Consider the following 18240-nt stretch of genomic DNA (forward strand, 5'->3'; position numbering starts at 1 on the left):
GGACCGGGGCCCTCCGTCGTCCCCGCCTCACTCCGGCGGGTGACCGTTACCGGGCGATAGGGTCGGCGGCGTGCGCTACGAACGGCAGCTGTCAGACACGGTCCACCTGAGGGAGGCGCGGGTCGACGACGCCGCGTCCCTCGCCGCCGCCTACGACCGCAACAGAGCGCACCTCGTCCCTTGGGATCCCGAGCGCACGCCCTCGTTCTTCACGGAGCACGGTCAACGGAGCGTGCTGGCCGGTCGGCTCGCGTCCTCGGCGGCGGGGGAGGGGCAGTCGTTCCTCCTGATCGAGGGAGACGAGGTCGTCGGCGGCATCTCGCTCAACCAGATCGTCCGCGGCCCCGTCCAGCGGGCGACGGTCGGCTACTGGCTCGACCACGAGCACGTCGGTCGGGGCCTGGCGACGGCCGCCGTCGGAGCCGTCGTCGACTTCGCGACCGTGACCCTGCGTCTGCACCGCCTCGAGGCGGGCGCCCTGCCCCGCAACGCCGCGTCGCGGGCCGTGCTGATCCGCTCCGGCTTCGTCGAGTACGGCTATGCGGCGAGCTATCTGCGCATCGCGGGCGTGTGGGAGGACCACGTGCTGTACCACCGCCTCCTCGGCTCGGCGTAGCCTCGACGACATGAATCGCGCCGTCTACGCGGTGATGGGCACCGTCCTCTTCGCGGCGCTGATCATCACCACCGCCGCGTTCGAGAGCGTGCTCCTCGACCGCGACGTCATCGCCGAACCCGACGCCGGCACCCTCCTCGGCCCCGCGATGTTCGCGGTGGCGGTGCTGATCGTGCTGCTGTCGCTCCTGCGGTCCGCCGCCCTGGCCGACGCCGTCGACGGGGCCGCGCCGACCATGCGCGGCGCGTTCCCCGCCCAGCCGGCCGACGATCCCGCCCGGCGAGCCGCGACCCGGCCGGCGCTCGATCCCGACGACGAGCTCCGTCCGCGACATGCTCCACTGCTGCCGGCCGCGATCACGACCGCTGCGCTCGTCTATCTCGCGATGCTGCTCGTCGGGTCGGTCTGGTACGGGCTGGTCAGAGACGACCTGTTCTGGGCGACGCTCTTCGCCGGGCGGTACGCGCTGTCGCCGCTCGTGCTCGGCTCCGCGCTGTGGGCGGGTCTCGTCGTGGCGGGCACCGTCGCCGTCTCACGCGTCGCACCCCAGGCGTAGGTCGTCTGGAGCTGCCCCGCGGCCGGTCCCGCTGCCGGCCGACATTTGATTAACCCCCCGGGTCGAAGCTATGCTCTAGCGGGTGTGCGTTTAACCGCGCCCACACCCATTACCCCTCGGCGTCGCCGTCGAGTCGGGTAGCGACCGTCTCGGTCTCCGAGACGAGGATTCCGGCGATTCCGCCGGACAGAGCACAGCGATGCGAGAGCAGCGCGACTCGGCCGGGTCGTCAGACCGGGCCGAGATCGAACGAGGAGAACCAGTGCCAACTATTCAGCAGCTGGTCCGCAAGGGACGCACGCCGAAGGTCGTCAAGACCAAGGCCCCCGCCCTGCGGTCCAACCCCCAGCAGCGTGGCGTGTGCACGCGTGTGTACACCACCACCCCCAAGAAGCCGAACTCCGCGCTCCGCAAGGTCGCTCGTGTGAAGCTCTCGAACGGCACCGAGGTCACCGCCTACATCCCCGGCGAGGGCCACAACCTGCAGGAGCACTCGATGGTGCTCGTCCGCGGCGGTCGTGTCAAAGACCTCCCCGGTGTGCGCTACAAGATCGTCCGTGGCGCCCTCGACACCCAGGCCGTGAAGAACCGCAAGCAGGCTCGCAGCCTCTACGGTGCGAAGAAGGACAAGAAGTAATGCCTCGTAAAGGACCCGCGCCCAAGCGCCCTGTCGTCGCCGACCCGGTCTACGGTGCGCCGATCGTCAGCCAGCTCGTCAACAAGATCCTCCTCGACGGCAAGAAGGGGCTCGCCGAGCGCATCGTCTACGGTGCTCTCGCCGGCGTCTCCGCCAAGAACGACCAAGACGCGGTCGCCACGCTGAAGAAGGCGCTCGACAACGTGCGCCCGACTCTCGAGGTCCGTTCGCGTCGCGTCGGCGGTTCGACCTACCAGGTCCCCGTCGAGGTCAAGCCCCACCGCGCCAACACCCTGGCTCTCCGCTGGCTCACCAGCTACGCCAAGGCTCGTCGCGAGAAGACCATGACCGAGCGTCTCATGAACGAGATCCTCGACGCCTCGAACGGTCTCGGCGCCGCTGTCAAGCGTCGCGAAGACACGCACAAGATGGCCGAGTCGAACAAGGCCTTCGCGCACTACCGCTGGTAACCGGCCGAGGAGGCGCGGTGTGCGCATCCCGCGCACCGCACCTCCTCGTCCCCCCACTCCCCACCTATCCCTTCGGAGGAACCCGTGGCACAAGATGTGCTCACCGACCTGAACAAGGTCCGCAACATCGGCATCATGGCTCACATCGATGCTGGCAAGACGACGACCACCGAGCGCATCCTGTACTACACGGGCATCACCCACAAGATCGGTGAGGTCCACGACGGTGCGGCCACGATGGACTGGATGGCGCAGGAGCAAGAGCGCGGCATCACCATCACCTCGGCTGCGACGACGTGCTTCTGGAACAAGAACCAGATCAACATCATCGACACCCCCGGTCACGTCGACTTCACGGTCGAGGTCGAGCGCTCGCTCCGCGTCCTCGACGGCGCCGTCGCCGTCTTCGACGGCAAGGAGGGCGTCGAGCCCCAGTCCGAGACCGTCTGGCGTCAGGCCGACAAGTACGACGTGCCCCGCATCTGCTTCGTCAACAAGATGGACAAGCTCGGCGCCGACTTCTACTTCACGGTCGACACGATCATCAACCGCCTCGGCGCCAAGCCGCTGGTCATGCAGCTCCCGATCGGTGCCGAGAGCTCCTTCGAGGGCGTCGTCGACCTGGTCGAGATGCGTGCCCTCACGTGGCGCGGCGACGCCAAGGGTGACGTCGAGCTGGGTGCCAAGTACGAGATCGAAGAGATCCCCGAAGACCTGAAGGAGAAGGCCGCGGAGTACCGCGCCAAGCTCCTCGAGACGGTCGCCGAGTCGGACGACGCGCTGCTCGAGAAGTACTTCGGTGGCGAAGAGCTCACGATCGCCGAGATCAAGGGCGCCGTCCGCAAGATGACGGTCAACTCCGAGCTGTACCCGATCTTCTGCGGTTCCGCCTTCAAGAACCGCGGCGTCCAGCCGATGCTCGACGCGGTCATCGACTACCTCCCCTCGCCGCTCGACGTGCCTCCCATGGAGGGCCACGACGTCCGCGACGCCGAGAAGGTCATCATCCGCAAGCCCGAGTCGTCGGAGCCCTTCTCGGCTCTCGCCTTCAAGGTCGCGGTGCACCCGTTCTTCGGTCGTCTGACCTACGTCCGCGTCTACTCGGGTTCGATCGAGTCCGGCGCCCAGGTCATCAACTCGACCAAAGACAAGAAAGAGCGCATCGGCAAGATCTTCCAGATGCACTCCAACAAGGAGAACCCGGTCGAGAGCGTGACCGCCGGCCACATCTACGCGGTCATCGGTCTGAAGTTCACCACGACCGGCGACACCCTGTGCGACCCGTCCGAGCAGATCGTGCTCGAGTCGATGACGTTCCCCGAGCCCGTCATCGAGGTCGCCATCGAGCCGAAGACCAAGGCCGACCAGGAGAAGCTCTCGCTGGCCATCCAGAAGCTCGCCGAAGAGGACCCGACGTTCCGCGTCGAGCTCAACGTCGAGACCGGTCAGACGGTCATCAAGGGCATGGGCGAGCTCCACCTCGACATCCTCGTCGACCGCATGAAGCGCGAGTTCAACGTCGAGGCGAACGTGGGCAAGCCCCAGGTCGCCTACCGCGAGACCCTCAAGAAGGGCATCGAGCGGTACGACTACACGCACAAGAAGCAGACCGGTGGTTCGGGTCAGTTCGCGAAGATCCAGATCGCGCTCGAGCCCTACGAGGTCACCGCCGAGTCGACCTACGAGTTCGTCAACAAGGTCACCGGTGGTCGCGTGCCGCGCGAGTACATCCCGTCGGTCGACGCCGGCATCCAGGACGCCATGCAGGTGGGTGTCCTCGCGGGCTACCCGACCGTGGGTGTCCGGGCGCTGCTGCTCGACGGTGCGGCGCACGACGTCGACTCGTCCGAGATGGCCTTCAAGATCGCTGGGTCGATCGCCTACAAAGAGGCGGCTCGCAAGGCCCAGCCCGTTCTCCTCGAACCGCTCATGGCGGTCGAGGTCCGTACGCCCGAAGAGTATATGGGCGACGTCATCGGCGACCTCAGCTCGCGACGCGGGCAGATCTCGTCGATGGAAGACGCCAGTGGTGTGAAGGTCGTTCGGGCCAGCGTGCCGCTGTCGGAGATGTTCGGATACGTCGGTGACCTGCGGTCGAAGACCTCGGGTCGTGCCGTCTACTCGATGACGTTCGAGTCCTATCAGGAGGTCCCCTCGGCGGTCGCCGAGGAGATCATCCAGAAGAACAAGGGCGAATAGTCCCGAACCACGCGGCCGAACCTCGACCGCGTAACATGTACACACACCAATCCGCAGTGTCCGGTAGGCCGGGTCATCGACCCGGCCCCCGGCTCCACTGCAACCGAGTCCTGAGGAGGACCCACAGTGGCTAAGGCCAAGTTCGAGCGGACCAAGCCGCACGTCAACATCGGAACCATCGGTCACGTCGACCACGGCAAGACCACGCTCACCGCGGCGATCACCAAGGTGCTGCACGACAAGTACCCGAACCTCAACGAGGCGTCGGCGTTCGACCAGATCGACAACGCGCCCGAAGAGAAGCAGCGCGGCATCACGATCAACATCTCGCACGTCGAGTACCAGACCGAGAAGCGCCACTACGCTCACGTCGATGCACCCGGCCACGCCGACTACATCAAGAACATGATCACCGGTGCGGCTCAGATGGACGGCGCGATCCTCGTGGTCGCCGCCACCGACGGCCCGATGCCCCAGACGCGTGAGCACGTCCTGCTCGCCCGTCAGGTCGGCGTGCCCTACATCGTCGTGGCCCTGAACAAGTCCGACATGGTCGACGACGAGGAGATCCTCGAGCTCGTCGAGATCGAGGTGCGCGAGCTCCTCTCCAGCCAGGACTTCGACGGCGACAACGCTCCCGTCGTGCAGGTCTCCGCTCTCAAGGCCCTCGAGGGCGACGAGAAGTGGGCCGCCACGGTCGCCGACCTGATGGACCAGGTCGACGAGAACGTGCCGGAGCCCGTCCGTGCGACGGACCAGCCCTTCCTCATGCCCGTCGAGGACGTCTTCACGATCACCGGTCGTGGAACCGTCATCACCGGTCGTGTCGAGCGAGGCATCCTGAAGCCGAACGACGAGGTCGAGATCGTCGGCATCAAGGAGAAGTCCTCCAAGACCACCGTCACCGCCATCGAGATGTTCCGCAAGACCCTCGAAGACGCACGCGCCGGTGAGAACGTCGGACTCCTGCTCCGTGGCACGAAGCGTGAAGACGTCGAGCGCGGCCAGGTCGTCGTCAAGCCCGGCTCGATCACGCCCCACACCGAGTTCGAGGCGAACGTCTACATCCTCTCGAAGGACGAGGGCGGCCGTCACAACCCGTTCTACGCGAACTACCGCCCGCAGTTCTACTTCCGCACCACCGACGTCACGGGTGTCATCACGCTGCCCGAGGGCACCGAGATGGTCATGCCCGGCGACACGACTGAGATCACCGTTCAGCTGATCCAGCCCATCGCCATGGAAGAGGGCCTCCGCTTCGCCATCCGCGAGGGTGGTCGCACGGTGGGTGCCGGTACCGTCACCAAGATCGTCAAGTAAGTACTGGTCCTCCAGCACTGCTGATCTCGAGAGAGGTCGGACCCTTCGGGGTCCGGCCTCTTTCTCGTCTCCGGGTACACGATGGACTCGAGCCGGACCGACCGGCACGGACGGGAGATCTCCATGGCAGGCTTCGACGACATCAGCAAGAAGGCCCAGGCCTTCCTGAAAGACGGCAAGGTCCAGGAGGCGCTGAAGAGCGAGAAGGCGGAGGGCGTCAGCGACTCCGTGCTCGACGCCGTCGCCAAGGCGGCCGACAAGGCCACCGGTGGCAAGCACTCCGACAAGATCGAGCAGGCACGGCGGCAGGCCGACGAGAAGCTCGGCGACCGCTGACGTGTCATGACCGGCGGGCGGCCTGGGATCACCCCGGGTCGCCCGTCGGGTGTTTACTCGACTGATGCCGCGCCTCCGTCGAACCGATGCCACGAGGCCCGGCATCTCGCGCAGGCGGGCGGGCTCCGGCTTCTCCTACCGCGACGAGAACGGCGCGCTCGTGACCGACCCCGGGCTCAGGGCTCGGATCGATCATCTCGGCATCCCACCCGCCTGGACCGACGTCTGGATCGCGCCCTATCCGAACGGCCACGTGCAGGCGACGGGTGTGGACGCCGCCGGGCGTCGACAGTACGTCTACCACCCCACCTGGCGTGAGCAGAAGGACCGCCTGAAGTTCGATCGTGCGATGGCTCTCGCCGAATCGCTGCCGGCTGCCCGCGGGCGCGTCACCCGGCATCTGCGACTCGCCGAGCCCGTGCGTGAGCGCGCCCTGGCGACCGGCTTCCGCATGCTCGACACCGGCTCCCTCCGGGTCGGCTCCGAACGCTACGCCGAGCAGCACGGCAGTCATGGGCTGTCGACGCTGCTCTGCGCGCACGTGTCGGTCTCCGGCGACGCGGTGTCGCTGGCGTTCCCCGCCAAGAGCGGTCAGGCGTGGGAGTCGTCGATCCGTGACGCCGACCTCGCGTCCGTCGTCCGCGGGCTCAAGAGCCGCGGCCCCCGGGCGCGTCTCCTGGCCTGGCGTCCCGCGGCCGGCGATCCGTGGCGCCCGCTGCACGCGGTCGAGATCAACGACTACGTCCGAGAGCAGACCGGGGGAGACTTCACGGCGAAGGACTTCCGCACGCTGCACGGCACGGTGGCGGCAGCGGTCGGTCTCGCGAATGCGGGCCCGCAGCAGACCCCCACGAGGAGGCGCAAGGCCGTCTCGCAGGCCATCGCGGCGGCCGCAGAGGTGCTCGGCAACACCCCCGCCGTCGCCCGGGCGTCGTACGTCGACCCGCGTCTGATCGATGCCTACGAGCACGGGGAGACCATCGATCCGGCTCGCATCGCCTCCGCCGAGTCGGAGGTCAGAGCGCTCCTCTACCGGTGAAGCCGCCCCGAGCGTTCGCCAGCGCTCGGCTCGATGACGTACCGTTGAGGGTTGCGTCGGATCGAGTCCGGCGCCCGAGAGGAACTACTGCAGTGATGGACGAGTGCATCCACGGTTTCGAGAGAGAGCTGTGCGACATCTGCGCGCCTCGCCGACGCGAGCCCCAGGTCGACGCCGACGGTCAGGTCAAGACCCTCGTGCCCAAGCGGCGTGCCGCCTCTCGGAAGCCCGAGTCGCTCCGCAGCACCCCCGCACTCCCTCGGGACATGGCGGCGTCCGCCGTGGCCGCTCAGGCGGCCCAGACGCCCGTCCCCGTGTTCTCCCAGCAGCGCGTCTACCACTGGACCCACGTCTCCAACCTGCCCGGCATCCTCGAGTCCGGTGAGATCCGCGCCGGCGCCACGCCGGTGCTCGACGTCAGCTCCGAGGCCACCCGTGCGCTCCGCGCCTCGGTGACCGCCGCCTCCGGCGCTCCGCTCGCCGACCACGTGCCGTTCTCGCTCTCGCCCCACGCCACCGCCTGGGACACCGTGCGCTCCGGTGCCGAGGGCTACGAGTGGTCCGACGCCGCCCGCACGGCGAAGGCCACGGACTTCGTCATGCTCGTCGTCCCGATCTCCGCCCTGGGCGACGACTTCGTCGTCACCGAGGGTGACGCTGCGGTCCAGGGTGTGCGCGCCGGTGTGGGCGTCGACGACGCCGCGGGCATGGTGCGCCGGTTCTCGCTCGCCGACCCCGACCTGCTCGAGCCCGAGGTGCTCGTCCCGTCGCGTGTCGCCTTCGACGCCGTCACCCTCGTGGGCGTGCCGAACGACAAGGTCCGCGACGCCGTCAAGAACCTCGTGGCCGACGCCGGCGGGCACGCCCCGCGCATCTCGGTCTACCCGCCCTGGTTCCGACCCTCGCCCGTCGAGCAGGTCTGATTCCGACAGGGGTCGCGTCCACCCAGGAGGCGCGCGCGGCCCCTCTCCGAAATCCGCGACACGCCCGGGTTGCAGCAAATGCAGGCGTGTGGCAAAATCGTCTAGTTCCACACTTCGGGTTGCGCCACGGGCGCCACCACGGATCACTGCCAGGCAGTGCACAGACGTATCGCGTCTGGGCCGCGGGTAGCAGGACGCATCTCACAATCGAATCCCTTGCGACGCCCGCCCCTCGGGGTGCGGCAGGCGGGGCGATGACCACGATGACTGCCCTCCCCGGGTCTTCTCCGCGGCCATCGGCCGGGTTCCGAGATGGATTGACACAAGAACAGCGGTACGCGAGAGACACGTAGTGCCAGATGTTTGCCCAGCAAACAGCGTCAGGCGGCCCTCGAGGTGCGCGACGTCCGAACGAGAGAGAGTCACACATGGCGGGACAGAAGATCCGCATCCGACTTAAGTCGTATGACCACGAGGTCATCGACTCCTCCGCGCGCAAGATCGTCGACACGGTCACCCGCGCGGGCGCTACGGTGGTCGGCCCCGTGCCGCTGCCGACGGAGAAGAACGTGGTCGTCGTGATCCGTTCGCCCCACAAGTACAAGGACTCGCGCGAGCACTTCGAGAAGCGCACGCACAAGCGCCTCATCGACATCGTCGACCCGACGCCGAAGGCCGTCGACTCGCTCATGCGTCTCGACCTCCCCGCCGACGTCAACATCGAGATCAAGCTGTAGGGGGCGACCATGACCATCAGCACCACGAAGAACGTCAAGGGCCTGCTCGGCAAGAAGCTCGGCATGACCCAGGTCTGGGACGAGAACAACAAGCTCATCCCCGTCACCGTCGTCGAGATCGCTCCGAACGTCGTGACCCAGGTCCGCTCGCTCGAGAAAGACGGTTACACGGCCGTCCAGATCGCCGCCGGTCAGATCGACCCCCGAAAGGCCACCAAGCCGGCCGTCGGTCACTTCGACGCCGCCGGTGTCACGCCCCGCCGCCACCTCACCGAGGTCCGCACCGCCGACGCCGCCGAGTACGCACTCGGTCAGGAGCTCACGGTCGACACCTTCGAGGCCGGCCAGAAGGTCGACGTCGTCGGCACCTCCAAGGGCAAGGGCTTCGCCGGTGTCATGAAGCGTCACAACTTCAAGGGCGTCGGCGCCTCGCACGGTGCCCACCGCAACCACCGCAAGCCCGGTTCGATCGGTGCTTCGTCGACCCCCAGCCGTGTCTTCAAGGGCATGCGCATGGCCGGTCGCATGGGTGGCGACCGGGTCACCATCCTGAACCTCACGGTGCACGCCGTCGACGCCGAGAAGGGTCTGCTGCTCGTCAAGGGCGCCGTCCCCGGTGCTCGCGGCCGCATCGTTTTCGTCCGTACCGCCGTGAAGGGGAAGTAGCTCATGGCCACCACTACCGCATCGGCCGCCTCGGTCGACGTCCTCGACGCCACCGGCTCGAAGACCGGCACCGTCGAGCTGCCCGTCGAGCTCTTCGACGTCGTCACCAACGTCCCGCTGATCCACCAGGTCGTCGTCGCCCAGCAGGCCGCCGCCCGTCAGGGAACCCACAAGACCAAGCGTCGTGGCGAGGTCTCCGGCGCCGGTCGCAAGCCGTTCAAGCAGAAGGGAACCGGTCGCGCTCGTCAGGGCTCGATCCGCGCTCCTCAGATGACCGGCGGTGGCATCGTCCACGGGCCGCAGCCGCGTGACTACGCGCAGCGCACGCCCAAGAAGATGATCGCCGCAGCCCTCCTCGGCGCCCTGTCCGACCGTGCACGCGGTGCCCGCGTCCACGTCGTCGAGAGCTTCGTCGCCGACTCGATCAGCACCAAGGTCGCGCTCGACCTCCTCGCGTCCGTCGCGTCGAGCAAGCACGTCCTGATCGTCGTCGACCGCGACGACGAGCTGACCCGCAAGAGCGTTCGCAACGTGACCACGGTCCACGTGATCACGTACGACCAGCTCAACGCCTACGACGTGCTCGTCAGCGACGACATCGTCTTCACGAAGAGCGCCTTCGACGGCTTCGTCGCCTCGAAGACCAAGAAGGAGGCCTCCGCATGAGCGGCTACGGCAAGGACCCTCGCGACGTCATCATCTCGCCCGTCGTCTCCGAGAAGAGCTACTCCCTGATCGATCAGGGCAAGTACACCTTCATCGTCGACCCGCGGTCGAACAAGACCGAGATCAAGCTCGCCATCGAGAAGATCTTCGACGTCAAGGTCGACAGCATCAACACGCTCAACCGGACGGGCAAGACCCGTCGCACCCGTTTCGGGACCGGCAAGCGCAAAGACACCAAGCGCGCCATCGTGACGCTCAAGTCCGGTTCCATCGACATCTTCACGGCTGTCGGCTAGGGAGCAGAGGGATAAAACATGGCTATTCGTAACTACAAGCCCACGACGCCGGGTCGCCGCGGTTCGTCGGTCGCCGACTTCGCGGAGATCACGCGTTCGACGCCCGAGAAGTCGCTGCTCCGTCCGCTGACCAAGTCGGGTGGGCGTAACAACGCCGGTCGCATCACGACCCGTCACATCGGTGGTGGCCACAAGCGCCAGTACCGCGTGATCGACTTCCGTCGTCACGACAAAGACGGCGTCAACGCCAAGGTCGCTCACATCGAGTACGACCCCAACCGCACGGCGCGCATCGCGCTCCTGCACTTCATGGACGGCTCGAAGCGCTACATCATCGCTCCGAACAAGCTGTCGCAGGGTGACATCGTCGAGTCGGGTGCCGGGGCCGACATCAAGCCCGGCAACAACCTGCCGCTGAAGAACATCCCCGTCGGTACCGTCATCCACGCCATCGAGCTCAAGCCCGGTGGAGGCGCGAAGATGGCCCGTTCCGCCGGTGCGTCGGTCCGTCTGGTCGCCAAAGACGGCCCCTACGCGCAGCTCCGTCTGCCGTCGGGCGAGGTCCGCAACGTCGACGCCCGCTGCCGCGCCACCATCGGCGAGGTCGGCAACGCCGAGCAGTCGAACATCAACTGGGGCAAGGCCGGCCGCATGCGCTGGAAGGGCGTCCGCCCGACCGTCCGTGGTGTCGCCATGAACCCCGTCGACCACCCGCACGGTGGTGGTGAGGGCAAGACCTCCGGTGGTCGTCACCCGGTCAGCCCGTGGGGCCAGAAAGAAGGCCGCACGCGCCACCCCAACAAGGAGAGCGACAAGCTCATCGTCCGTCGTCGTAACGCTGGCAAGAAGCGTAAGTAGGAGTTGTAGAAGATGCCACGCAGTCTTAAGAAGGGCCCCTTCGTTGACGACCACCTGCTCCGCAAGGTCGTCACGCAGAACGAGGCCAGCACCAAGAACGTCATCAAGACCTGGTCGCGCCGATCGATGATCATCCCGAACATGCTGGGACACACCATCGCCGTGCACGACGGACGCAAGCACATCCCCGTGTTCGTGACCGAGAGCATGATCGGCCACAAGCTCGGTGAGTTCGCGCCCACCCGCACCTTCCGTGGTCACGTGAAGGACGACAAGAAGGGTCGTCGCCGCTAACGCGGCGACGTAAGGAGGAGAGAAATGGTGGAGTCGATCGCACGCGTGCGTCACATCCGCGTCACCCCCATGAAGGCCCGTCGCGTCGTCAACCTGATCCGCGGCAAGCAGGCCCTCGAGGCCCTGGCCATCCTGAAGTTCGCGCCCCAGGGTGCGAGCGAGCCCGTCTACAAGCTCGTCGCGTCGGCCATGGCCAACGCCCGTGTCAAGGCGGACAAAGACAACAGCTACCTCGACGAGCAGGACCTCTACGTGAGCCGTGCATTCGTCGATCAGGGTGCAACCCTCAAGCGGTTCCAGCCGCGAGCCCAGGGGCGCGCCTTCCAGATCCTGAAGCGCACCAGCCACATCACGATCGTCCTCGCGACGCCTGATGAGGTCGAGGCTGCCGACGCTACGAAGAAGGCGAGCAAGTAATGGGCCAGAAAGTAAACCCGTACGGCTTCCGTCTGGGCATCACCACCGACCACGTGTCGCGGTGGTTCACCGACAGCACCAAGCCGGGCCAGCGTTACAGCGACTACGTCGCCGAAGACGTGAAGATCCGCACCCTGCTCAAGACCTCGCTCGACCGCGCCGGCGTGGCCAAGATCGAGATCGAGCGCACCCGTGACCGCGTCCGCGTCGACATCCACACCGCCCGTCCGGGCATCGTGATCGGTCGTCGTGGCGCCGAGGCCGAGCGCATCCGCGGCGACCTCGAGAAGCTCACGAGCAAGCAGATCCAGCTCAACATCCTCGAGGTCAAGAACCCCGAGGCCGAGGCTCAGCTCGTCGCACAGGGCATCGCCGAGCAGCTCGCTGCTCGTGTCGCCTTCCGTCGTGCGATGCGCAAGGGCCTCCAGGGCGCGCAGCGCGCCGGCGCCAAGGGTGTCCGCATCCAGGTGTCCGGTCGTCTCGGCGGCGCCGAGATGAGCCGCTCGGAGTTCTACCGCGAGGGCCGCGTGCCCCTGCACACGCTCCGCGCGAACATCGACTACGGCTTCTACGAGGCCAAGACCACCTTCGGTCGCATCGGTGTCAAGGTCTGGATCTACAAGGGCGACATCACCAACAAGGAGCTCGCACGCGAGCAGGCGAACCAGAAGTCGTCTCGCCCCGAGCGCCGTAACGACCGTGACGGTGCCCGTCGCGGCGGGGGCGACCGCGCTCCCCGCGAGCAGAAGGCACCCGCCACCACAGGAGCTGAGGCGTAACCATGCTTATCCCCCGTCGTGTCAAGCACCGCAAGCAGCACCACCCCGGTCGCAGTGGCCAGGCCACTGGTGGCACCAAGGTCAGCTTCGGTGAGTACGGCATCCAGGCACTCACGCCCGCTTACGTGACCAACCGTCAGATCGAGTCCGCTCGTATCGCCATGACGCGTCACATCAAGCGCGGCGGCAAGGTCTGGATCAACATCTACCCCGACCGCCCCCTCACGAAGAAGCCCGCCGAGACCCGCATGGGTTCCGGTAAGGGTTCGCCCGAGTGGTGGGTCGCCAACGTCAAGCCCGGTCGCGTGCTCTTCGAGCTCAGCGGCGTGTCTGACGAAATCGCGCGCGAGGCACTCACTCGTGCGATCCACAAGCTGCCCCTCAAGGCACGCATCATCAAGCGCGAGGAGGGCGACGCATAATGGCGATCGGATCCAAAGAGCTCCGTCCGACCGAGCTCGACACTTTCGAAGACGAGCGTCTGGTCGACGAGCTGAAGAAGGCCAAAGAAGAGCTGTTCAACCTGCGCTTCCAGTCGGCCACGGGCCAGCTCGAGAGCCACGGCCGCCTGCGTGCCGTGAAGCGCGACATCGCTCGCATCTACACGGTTCTGCGTGAGCGCGAGCTCGGCATCCGTGCCACCCCCGTCGCCGTCGAGGCCGCTCCCAAGGCGACCAAGAAGTCGACCAAGAAGGCCGCCGCCGACGAGGCGCCCGCCGCCGAGACCGTCGAGACCGCCGAGGAGAAGTAATGGCTACCGAGAACAAGACCGAGGTCGACTCGGCAGCCGTCGAGACCCGCGGCTACCGCAAGACCCGTCGCGGCTACGTGACCAGCGACAAGATGGACAAGACCATCACCGTCGAGGTCGAGGACCGCGTCAAGCACCCCCTGTACGGCAAGGTCATCCGCCGCACGTCCAAGGTCAAGGCGCACGACGAGGCCAACGCGGCCGGTGTCGGCGACCTCGTCGTGATCAGCGAGACCCGTCCGCTCAGCGCCTCCAAGCGCTGGCGCCTGGTCGAGATCCTCGAGAAGGCGAAGTAGGCCTCGCGGCCTGCTTGCGTAGAAGGAGACACAAGTGATTCAGCAGGAATCCCGCCTCAAGATCGCCGACAACACCGGTGCGAAAGAGATCCTCACCATCCGCGTCCTCGGAGGCTCCGGCCGTCGTTACGCGGGTCTCGGTGACGTCATTGTCGCAACGGTGAAGGACGCCATCCCCGGCGGAAACGTCAAGAAGGGTGACGTCGTCAAAGCCGTCATCGTTCGCACCAAGAAAGAGGTCCGTCGTCCGGACGGCTCTTACATCAAGTTCGACGAGAACGCCGCAGTGATCCTGAAGGCCGATGGGGACCCCCGCGGTACCCGTATCTTCGGGCCGGTCGGTCGCGAACTTCGCGACAAGAAGTTCATGAAGATCATCTCGCTGGCGCCGGAGGTTATCTAAGTCATGGCAAACATCAAGAAGGGTGACCTGGTTCAGGTCATCACCGGCGCGACGCAGACGCGTGGCGGCGACCGTGGCAAGCAGGGCAAGGTCCTCGAGGTCCTCGTCGAGCGCAACCGCGTGGTCGTCGAGGGCGTCAACCTCGTCACCAAGCACGTCCGCGTCGGCCAGACGCAGCGCGGCACGAAGACCGGTGGCATCGAGACGCACGAGGCACCCATCCACGTGTCGAACGTCGCCATCGTCGACCCCAAGACCAAGAAGCCGACGCGAGTGGGCTTCCGTGAAGAGACGGTCACCAAGGGCGGCGTCACCAAGACCGTCCGTGTCCGTTACGCCAAGGCGTCGGGAGAGAACCTCTGATGACTGACACCACCACCACCCCGACTGCGCTGCCGCGCCTCAAGGCGAAGTACCGCGCGGAGATCCTTCCGCAGCTGAAGAGCGACTTCGGTTTCACGAACGTCCACCAGGTCCCCGGCCTGGTCAAGATCGTCGTGAACACCGGTGTCGGCGAGGCCGCTCGTGACAGCAAGATCATCGACGGTGCCATCAAGGACCTCACCGCCATCACGGGTCAGAAGCCGCAGGTCACGAAGGCTCGCAAGTCGATCGCCCAGTTCAAGCTCCGCGAGGGTCAGCCCATCGGCGCCCACGTGACGCTTCGCGGCGACCGTGCATGGGAGTTCCTCGACCGGCTGCTGTCGCTCGCGCTTCCCCGCATCCGCGACTTCCGTGGTCTCAGCGACCGCCAGTTCGACGGAAACGGCAACTACACGTTCGGTCTCACGGAGCAGAGCATGTTCCACGAGATCGACCAGGACCGCATCGACCGCGTGCGTGGATTCGACATCACCGTCGTCACCACCGCCAAGAACGACGACGAGGGACGCGCGCTGCTGAAGGCGCTCGGCTTCCCGTTCCGTTCGGCCGACTCGGCCAAGTAAGATCGTCCGGTCGGCAACTCGCACGTCGAGTTGCCGGCCGTTCCCCTGAGGTCGCGGAGATTCGCTCTGCGACCACCCGATCGTCCAGGTCGGCACCCGGTGTACCGGATGTCGAAACCGGATGAGAAAGAGATCAATCGCATGACGATGACAGATCCGGTCGCAGACCTGCTGACCAGACTGCGCAACGCGAACTCGGCCTTCCACGAGACCGTGTCGCTTCCGAGCAGCAAGCTCAAGTCCCACATCGCCGAGATCCTCAAGCGCGAGGGTTTCATCGAGTCGTGGAAGGTCGAAGACGCCCGCGTCGGACAGACCCTCACCATCGACCTCAAGTACGGCCCCGCCCGTGAGCGCTCCATCAAGGGCATCAAGCGCGTGTCGAAGCCCGGTCTCCGGGTCTACGCGAAGTCGACCGAGATCCCTCAGGTGCTCGGTGGACTCGGTGTAGCCATCCTGTCGACTTCCTCCGGTCTGCTGACCGACCGTGAGGCCCAGAAGAAGGGCGTGGGCGGAGAAGTCATCGCCTACGTGTGGTAACTCGTCATGTCTCGAATCGGAAGACTCCCCATCTCGATCCCTGCCGGGGTCGACGTGAAGATCGACGGCCAGGCCGTCACCGTCAAGGGCCCCAAGGGTGAGCTGTCGCTCATCGTGAAGAGCCCCATCGAAGCCAAGCTCGAAGAGGGCACGGTCGTCGTGACCCGCCCCGACGACGAGCGCGAGTCGCGTTCGCTGCACGGCCTCACGCGTACCCTCATCGCCAACCAGATCATCGGTGTGACGCAGGGCTACACGAAGGGCCTCGAGGTCGTCGGAACCGGCTACCGCGTCCAGGCCAAGGGCTCGAACGTCGAGTTCGCCCTCGGTTACTCGCACCCCATCACCGTCGAGCCGCCTGCGGGCATCAGCTTCACGGTCGAAGGCAACAACAAGCTCACGGTCGTCGGAATCGACAAGCAGGCCGTCGGCGAAGTCGCCGCCAACATCCGCAAGCTGCGCAAGCCCGAGCCCTACAAGGGCAAGGGTGTGCGCTACGCCGGCGAGGTCGTCCGCCGCAAGGCCGGAAAGTCAGGTAAGTAATCATGGGTCTCGGTACACGAGGAAAGAGCAAGTCGGCCGCCACCAAGCGCCGTCACACCCGCCTGCGCAAGAAGGTCGTGGGCACCGAAGAGCGCCCCCGTCTCGTCGTCACCCGTTCGGCCCGGCACGTGTTCGTGCAGGTCGTCGACGACAGCAAGGGCTTCACCGTCGCCAGCGCATCGACCCTCGAGGCCGACCTGCGGTCGTTCGACGGTGACAAGACCGCTAAGTCCCGCAAGGTCGGCGAGCTCGTCGCCGAGCGCGCCAAGGCAGCGGGCATCGAGGCCGTCGTGTTCGATCGCGGCGGCAACAAGTACGCCGGACGCGTCGCGGCCATCGCCGAAGGCGCCCGAGAGGCTGGTTTGAACCTGTGAGCGACGCTACGAACACCACACCCCCCGCCGAGCCCGAGGCGACTGCGACGACCGAGGCGACCAAGGCTCCGGCCGAGGCCGTCGTCGAGCGCCCCGTCGAGACGGCTGCGGGCTCCGAGTCCAACAACCGCGAGGGTGGTCGTACCGACCGCCGTGGCGGTCAGGGACGCGGGGATCGCAACGCCGGTGGCCGCGGCCGCGGTGACCGCGACGACAAGAGCCAGTTCCTGGAGCGAGTCGTCACGATCAACCGCGTGTCCAAGGTCGTCAAGGGCGGTCGTCGCTTCAGCTTCACCGCGCTCGTCGTGGTCGGAGACGGCAACGGACTCGTCGGCGTCGGCTACGGCAAGGCCCGCGAGGTCCCCACGGCGATCAGCAAGGGCGTCGAAGAGGCGAAGAAGAACTTCTTCCGCGTCCCCCGCATCGGCAACACGATCCCGCACCCCGTGCAGGGTGAGGCCGCTGCAGGCGTCGTCATGCTGCGTCCGGCCTCGGCCGGTACCGGTGTCATCGCCGGTGGTCCCGTCCGCGCCGTGCTCGAGTGCGCCGGTGTCCACGACGTGCTGAGCAAGTCGCTCGGTTCGTCCAACACGATCAACATCGTCCACGCGACCGTCGAGGCGCTCAAGCAGCTCGAAGAGCCGCGTGCCGTCGCCGCCCGTCGTGGGCTCGACATCGACGCCGTCATGCCGGCCTTCATGGTTCGTGCAGAGCAGGCGGCGCGTGACGCAGCAACCGCGAAGGCAGGTGCATGATGGCCGCCAACCTCAAGGTGACCCAGATCAAGTCCGTAATCAGCGAGAAGCAGAACCAGCGTGACACGCTGCGGAGCTTGGGCCTCAAGCGCATCGGCCAGTCGGTCGTCCGCGAAGACAACAAGCAGAACCGCGGCTACGTCAACACGGTCGCCCACCTCGTGAAGGTCGAGGAGATTGACTAATGGCTGACGAGAAGAAGGAGACGGCCGCGAAGGCCGCTCCGAAGAAGGCCGCCGCCACCAAGGCGACGACCACGAAGGCTGCCCCCAAGGCAGCCGCCAAGAAGCCGGCTGCCGACAAGGCCGCCGCTTCGACGGGTTCGACCACCAAGGCCGCTCCCGCCGCGAAGTCGTCCGACGACGTCGCCCGTCCCCAGGTGCTCAAGGTGCACCACCTTCGTCCGGCTCCCGGTGCCAAGAAGGCGAAGACCCGCGTGGGACGCGGTGAAGGTTCGAAGGGTAAGACCGCTGGTCGTGGAACCAAGGGCCAGAAGGCCCGGTACCAGGTCAAGGTCGGCTTCGAGGGTGGGCAGATGCCGCTCCACATGCGTACTCCGAAGCTGCGCGGGTTCAAGAACCCGTTCCGCGTCGAGTACCAGGTCGTGAACCTCGAGAAGCTCGGCGAGCTCTACCCGCAGGGTGGCGACGTCACCGTGAGCGACCTCGTCGCCAAGGGTGCAGTCCGCAAGAACGAGAAGGTCAAGGTCCTCGGACAGGGCGACCTCAGCGTCAAGCTGACCGTCGCGGTCGACAAGGTCTCCGGCTCCGCCGAAGACAAGATCGTCGCCGCCGGCGGGTCCGTCACCAAGTAATCACCTGA

Annotated in this window: 29 protein-coding genes; all 29 read left to right on the top strand. The window is 66.5% G+C overall.

The genetic code is table 11. The annotated features are described in order from the left end of the window. Positions 1 to 70: 70 nt before the first annotated feature. The 29 genes from ACZZY9_RS10195 to rplO all read left to right on the top strand — a co-directional run bounded on the left by ACZZY9_RS10195 (position 71) and on the right by rplO (position 18232). The gene (locus tag ACZZY9_RS10195; protein WP_463464005.1) at positions 71 to 616 is read left to right on the top strand and encodes a GNAT family N-acetyltransferase; all 546 of its coding nucleotides are present in this window, start codon (positions 71 to 73) and stop codon (positions 614 to 616) included. A gap of 10 nt (positions 617 to 626) precedes the next feature. After that, positions 627 to 1172: a DUF6121 family protein gene (locus ACZZY9_RS10200; protein WP_320479792.1), complete on the top strand. Its 546-nt coding sequence runs from the start codon at positions 627 to 629 to the stop codon at positions 1170 to 1172. Positions 1173 to 1434: 262 nt separating this feature from the next. Further along, entirely contained in the window at positions 1435 to 1809 is a 375-nt protein-coding gene (gene rpsL / locus ACZZY9_RS10205) for a 30S ribosomal protein S12 (RefSeq protein WP_043593380.1), read from the top strand. Then, entirely contained in the window at positions 1809 to 2279 is a 471-nt protein-coding gene (gene rpsG / locus ACZZY9_RS10210; protein WP_055799861.1) for a 30S ribosomal protein S7, read from the top strand. The genes rpsL and rpsG overlap by 1 nt, the downstream gene beginning before the upstream one ends. An 84-nt stretch (positions 2280 to 2363) precedes the next feature. Beyond that, positions 2364 to 4478 carry an elongation factor G gene (gene fusA, locus ACZZY9_RS10215; protein ID WP_243214130.1) on the top strand — a complete coding sequence of 705 codons (2115 nt, stop codon included), beginning with the start codon at positions 2364 to 2366 and terminating at the stop codon, positions 4476 to 4478. A 126-nt stretch (positions 4479 to 4604) separates the two neighbouring features. Next, positions 4605 to 5798 carry an elongation factor Tu gene (gene tuf, locus ACZZY9_RS10220; protein ID WP_192061030.1) on the top strand — a complete coding sequence of 398 codons (1194 nt, stop codon included), beginning with the start codon at positions 4605 to 4607 and terminating at the stop codon, positions 5796 to 5798. Between the two features lie 123 nt (positions 5799 to 5921). Further along, on the top strand, positions 5922 to 6134 hold the full coding sequence (locus ACZZY9_RS10225; protein ID WP_192061031.1) for an Rv0909 family putative TA system antitoxin: 213 nt from the start codon (positions 5922 to 5924) through the stop codon (positions 6132 to 6134). Positions 6135 to 6198: 64 nt separating this feature from the next. Further along, complete coding sequence (locus ACZZY9_RS10230; protein ID WP_320477440.1) at positions 6199 to 7173, top strand: DNA topoisomerase IB; 975 nt, start codon at positions 6199 to 6201, stop codon at positions 7171 to 7173. A gap of 95 nt (positions 7174 to 7268) precedes the next feature. After that, positions 7269 to 8096, top strand: a complete 828-nt coding sequence (locus tag ACZZY9_RS10235) for a DarT ssDNA thymidine ADP-ribosyltransferase family protein (RefSeq protein WP_206758087.1) — start codon at positions 7269 to 7271, stop codon at positions 8094 to 8096. A gap of 428 nt (positions 8097 to 8524) precedes the next feature. After that, a complete protein-coding gene (gene rpsJ / locus ACZZY9_RS10240) occupies positions 8525 to 8833 on the top strand; it encodes a 30S ribosomal protein S10 (RefSeq protein ID WP_056259724.1) in 309 nt (102 codons plus the stop codon). A gap of 15 nt (positions 8834 to 8848) precedes the next feature. Continuing rightward, on the top strand, positions 8849 to 9499 hold the full coding sequence (gene rplC / locus ACZZY9_RS10245; protein WP_167627285.1) for a 50S ribosomal protein L3: 651 nt from the start codon (positions 8849 to 8851) through the stop codon (positions 9497 to 9499). A gap of 3 nt (positions 9500 to 9502) precedes the next feature. After that, positions 9503 to 10165 carry a 50S ribosomal protein L4 gene (rplD, locus tag ACZZY9_RS10250; protein WP_192061034.1) on the top strand — a complete coding sequence of 221 codons (663 nt, stop codon included), beginning with the start codon at positions 9503 to 9505 and terminating at the stop codon, positions 10163 to 10165. Further along, on the top strand, positions 10162 to 10461 hold the full coding sequence (gene rplW / locus ACZZY9_RS10255) for a 50S ribosomal protein L23 (RefSeq protein WP_055799883.1): 300 nt from the start codon (positions 10162 to 10164) through the stop codon (positions 10459 to 10461). Before rplD ends, rplW begins: the two co-directional genes overlap by 4 nt. Before the next feature lie 18 nt (positions 10462 to 10479). Then, positions 10480 to 11319 (top strand): 50S ribosomal protein L2, encoded by an 840-nt coding sequence (gene rplB, locus ACZZY9_RS10260; RefSeq protein WP_192061035.1) that lies wholly within the window; start codon positions 10480 to 10482, stop codon positions 11317 to 11319. Positions 11320 to 11331: 12 nt separating this feature from the next. Further along, on the top strand, positions 11332 to 11613 hold the full coding sequence (gene rpsS / locus ACZZY9_RS10265) for a 30S ribosomal protein S19 (RefSeq protein ID WP_123355173.1): 282 nt from the start codon (positions 11332 to 11334) through the stop codon (positions 11611 to 11613). Between the two features lie 24 nt (positions 11614 to 11637). Next, on the top strand, positions 11638 to 12030 hold the full coding sequence (gene rplV, locus ACZZY9_RS10270) for a 50S ribosomal protein L22 (protein WP_055799894.1): 393 nt from the start codon (positions 11638 to 11640) through the stop codon (positions 12028 to 12030). Beyond that, positions 12030 to 12809 (top strand): 30S ribosomal protein S3, encoded by a 780-nt coding sequence (rpsC, locus tag ACZZY9_RS10275; protein WP_043593357.1) that lies wholly within the window; start codon positions 12030 to 12032, stop codon positions 12807 to 12809. The genes rplV and rpsC overlap by 1 nt, the downstream gene beginning before the upstream one ends. A gap of 2 nt (positions 12810 to 12811) precedes the next feature. After that, complete coding sequence (rplP, locus tag ACZZY9_RS10280) at positions 12812 to 13231, top strand: 50S ribosomal protein L16 (RefSeq protein WP_055799897.1); 420 nt, start codon at positions 12812 to 12814, stop codon at positions 13229 to 13231. Further along, positions 13231 to 13560 carry a 50S ribosomal protein L29 gene (gene rpmC, locus ACZZY9_RS10285; RefSeq protein ID WP_055799900.1) on the top strand — a complete coding sequence of 110 codons (330 nt, stop codon included), beginning with the start codon at positions 13231 to 13233 and terminating at the stop codon, positions 13558 to 13560. Before rplP ends, rpmC begins: the two co-directional genes overlap by 1 nt. Next, positions 13560 to 13856, top strand: coding sequence for a 30S ribosomal protein S17 (rpsQ, locus tag ACZZY9_RS10290; RefSeq protein WP_055799902.1), 297 nt, complete (start codon positions 13560 to 13562; stop codon positions 13854 to 13856). Before rpmC ends, rpsQ begins: the two co-directional genes overlap by 1 nt. 34 nt (positions 13857 to 13890) lie before the next feature. Then, positions 13891 to 14259, top strand: coding sequence for a 50S ribosomal protein L14 (gene rplN / locus ACZZY9_RS10295; protein ID WP_043593350.1), 369 nt, complete (start codon positions 13891 to 13893; stop codon positions 14257 to 14259). Between the two features lie 3 nt (positions 14260 to 14262). Further along, on the top strand, positions 14263 to 14622 hold the full coding sequence (gene rplX, locus ACZZY9_RS10300; protein ID WP_192061037.1) for a 50S ribosomal protein L24: 360 nt from the start codon (positions 14263 to 14265) through the stop codon (positions 14620 to 14622). Further along, complete coding sequence (gene rplE / locus ACZZY9_RS10305) at positions 14622 to 15206, top strand: 50S ribosomal protein L5 (RefSeq protein WP_192061038.1); 585 nt, start codon at positions 14622 to 14624, stop codon at positions 15204 to 15206. Before rplX ends, rplE begins: the two co-directional genes overlap by 1 nt. A 141-nt stretch (positions 15207 to 15347) precedes the next feature. Next, the gene (rpsH, locus tag ACZZY9_RS10310) at positions 15348 to 15746 is read left to right on the top strand and encodes a 30S ribosomal protein S8 (RefSeq protein WP_192061039.1); all 399 of its coding nucleotides are present in this window, start codon (positions 15348 to 15350) and stop codon (positions 15744 to 15746) included. 6 nt (positions 15747 to 15752) lie between these two features. Beyond that, a complete protein-coding gene (gene rplF / locus ACZZY9_RS10315) occupies positions 15753 to 16289 on the top strand; it encodes a 50S ribosomal protein L6 (protein ID WP_320477441.1) in 537 nt (178 codons plus the stop codon). A 2-nt stretch (positions 16290 to 16291) separates the two neighbouring features. Then, positions 16292 to 16663, top strand: coding sequence for a 50S ribosomal protein L18 (gene rplR, locus ACZZY9_RS10320; protein ID WP_192061041.1), 372 nt, complete (start codon positions 16292 to 16294; stop codon positions 16661 to 16663). After that, positions 16660 to 17418: a 30S ribosomal protein S5 gene (rpsE, locus tag ACZZY9_RS10325; protein ID WP_243214132.1), complete on the top strand. Its 759-nt coding sequence runs from the start codon at positions 16660 to 16662 to the stop codon at positions 17416 to 17418. Before rplR ends, rpsE begins: the two co-directional genes overlap by 4 nt. Further along, positions 17418 to 17603 (top strand): 50S ribosomal protein L30, encoded by a 186-nt coding sequence (gene rpmD, locus ACZZY9_RS10330; RefSeq protein ID WP_055799925.1) that lies wholly within the window; start codon positions 17418 to 17420, stop codon positions 17601 to 17603. Before rpsE ends, rpmD begins: the two co-directional genes overlap by 1 nt. Further along, complete coding sequence (rplO, locus tag ACZZY9_RS10335; RefSeq protein ID WP_463464006.1) at positions 17603 to 18232, top strand: 50S ribosomal protein L15; 630 nt, start codon at positions 17603 to 17605, stop codon at positions 18230 to 18232. Before rpmD ends, rplO begins: the two co-directional genes overlap by 1 nt. The last annotated feature ends 8 nt before the right edge of the window (positions 18233 to 18240 follow it).

Source organism: Frigoribacterium sp. AC394 (genome assembly GCF_979258095.1).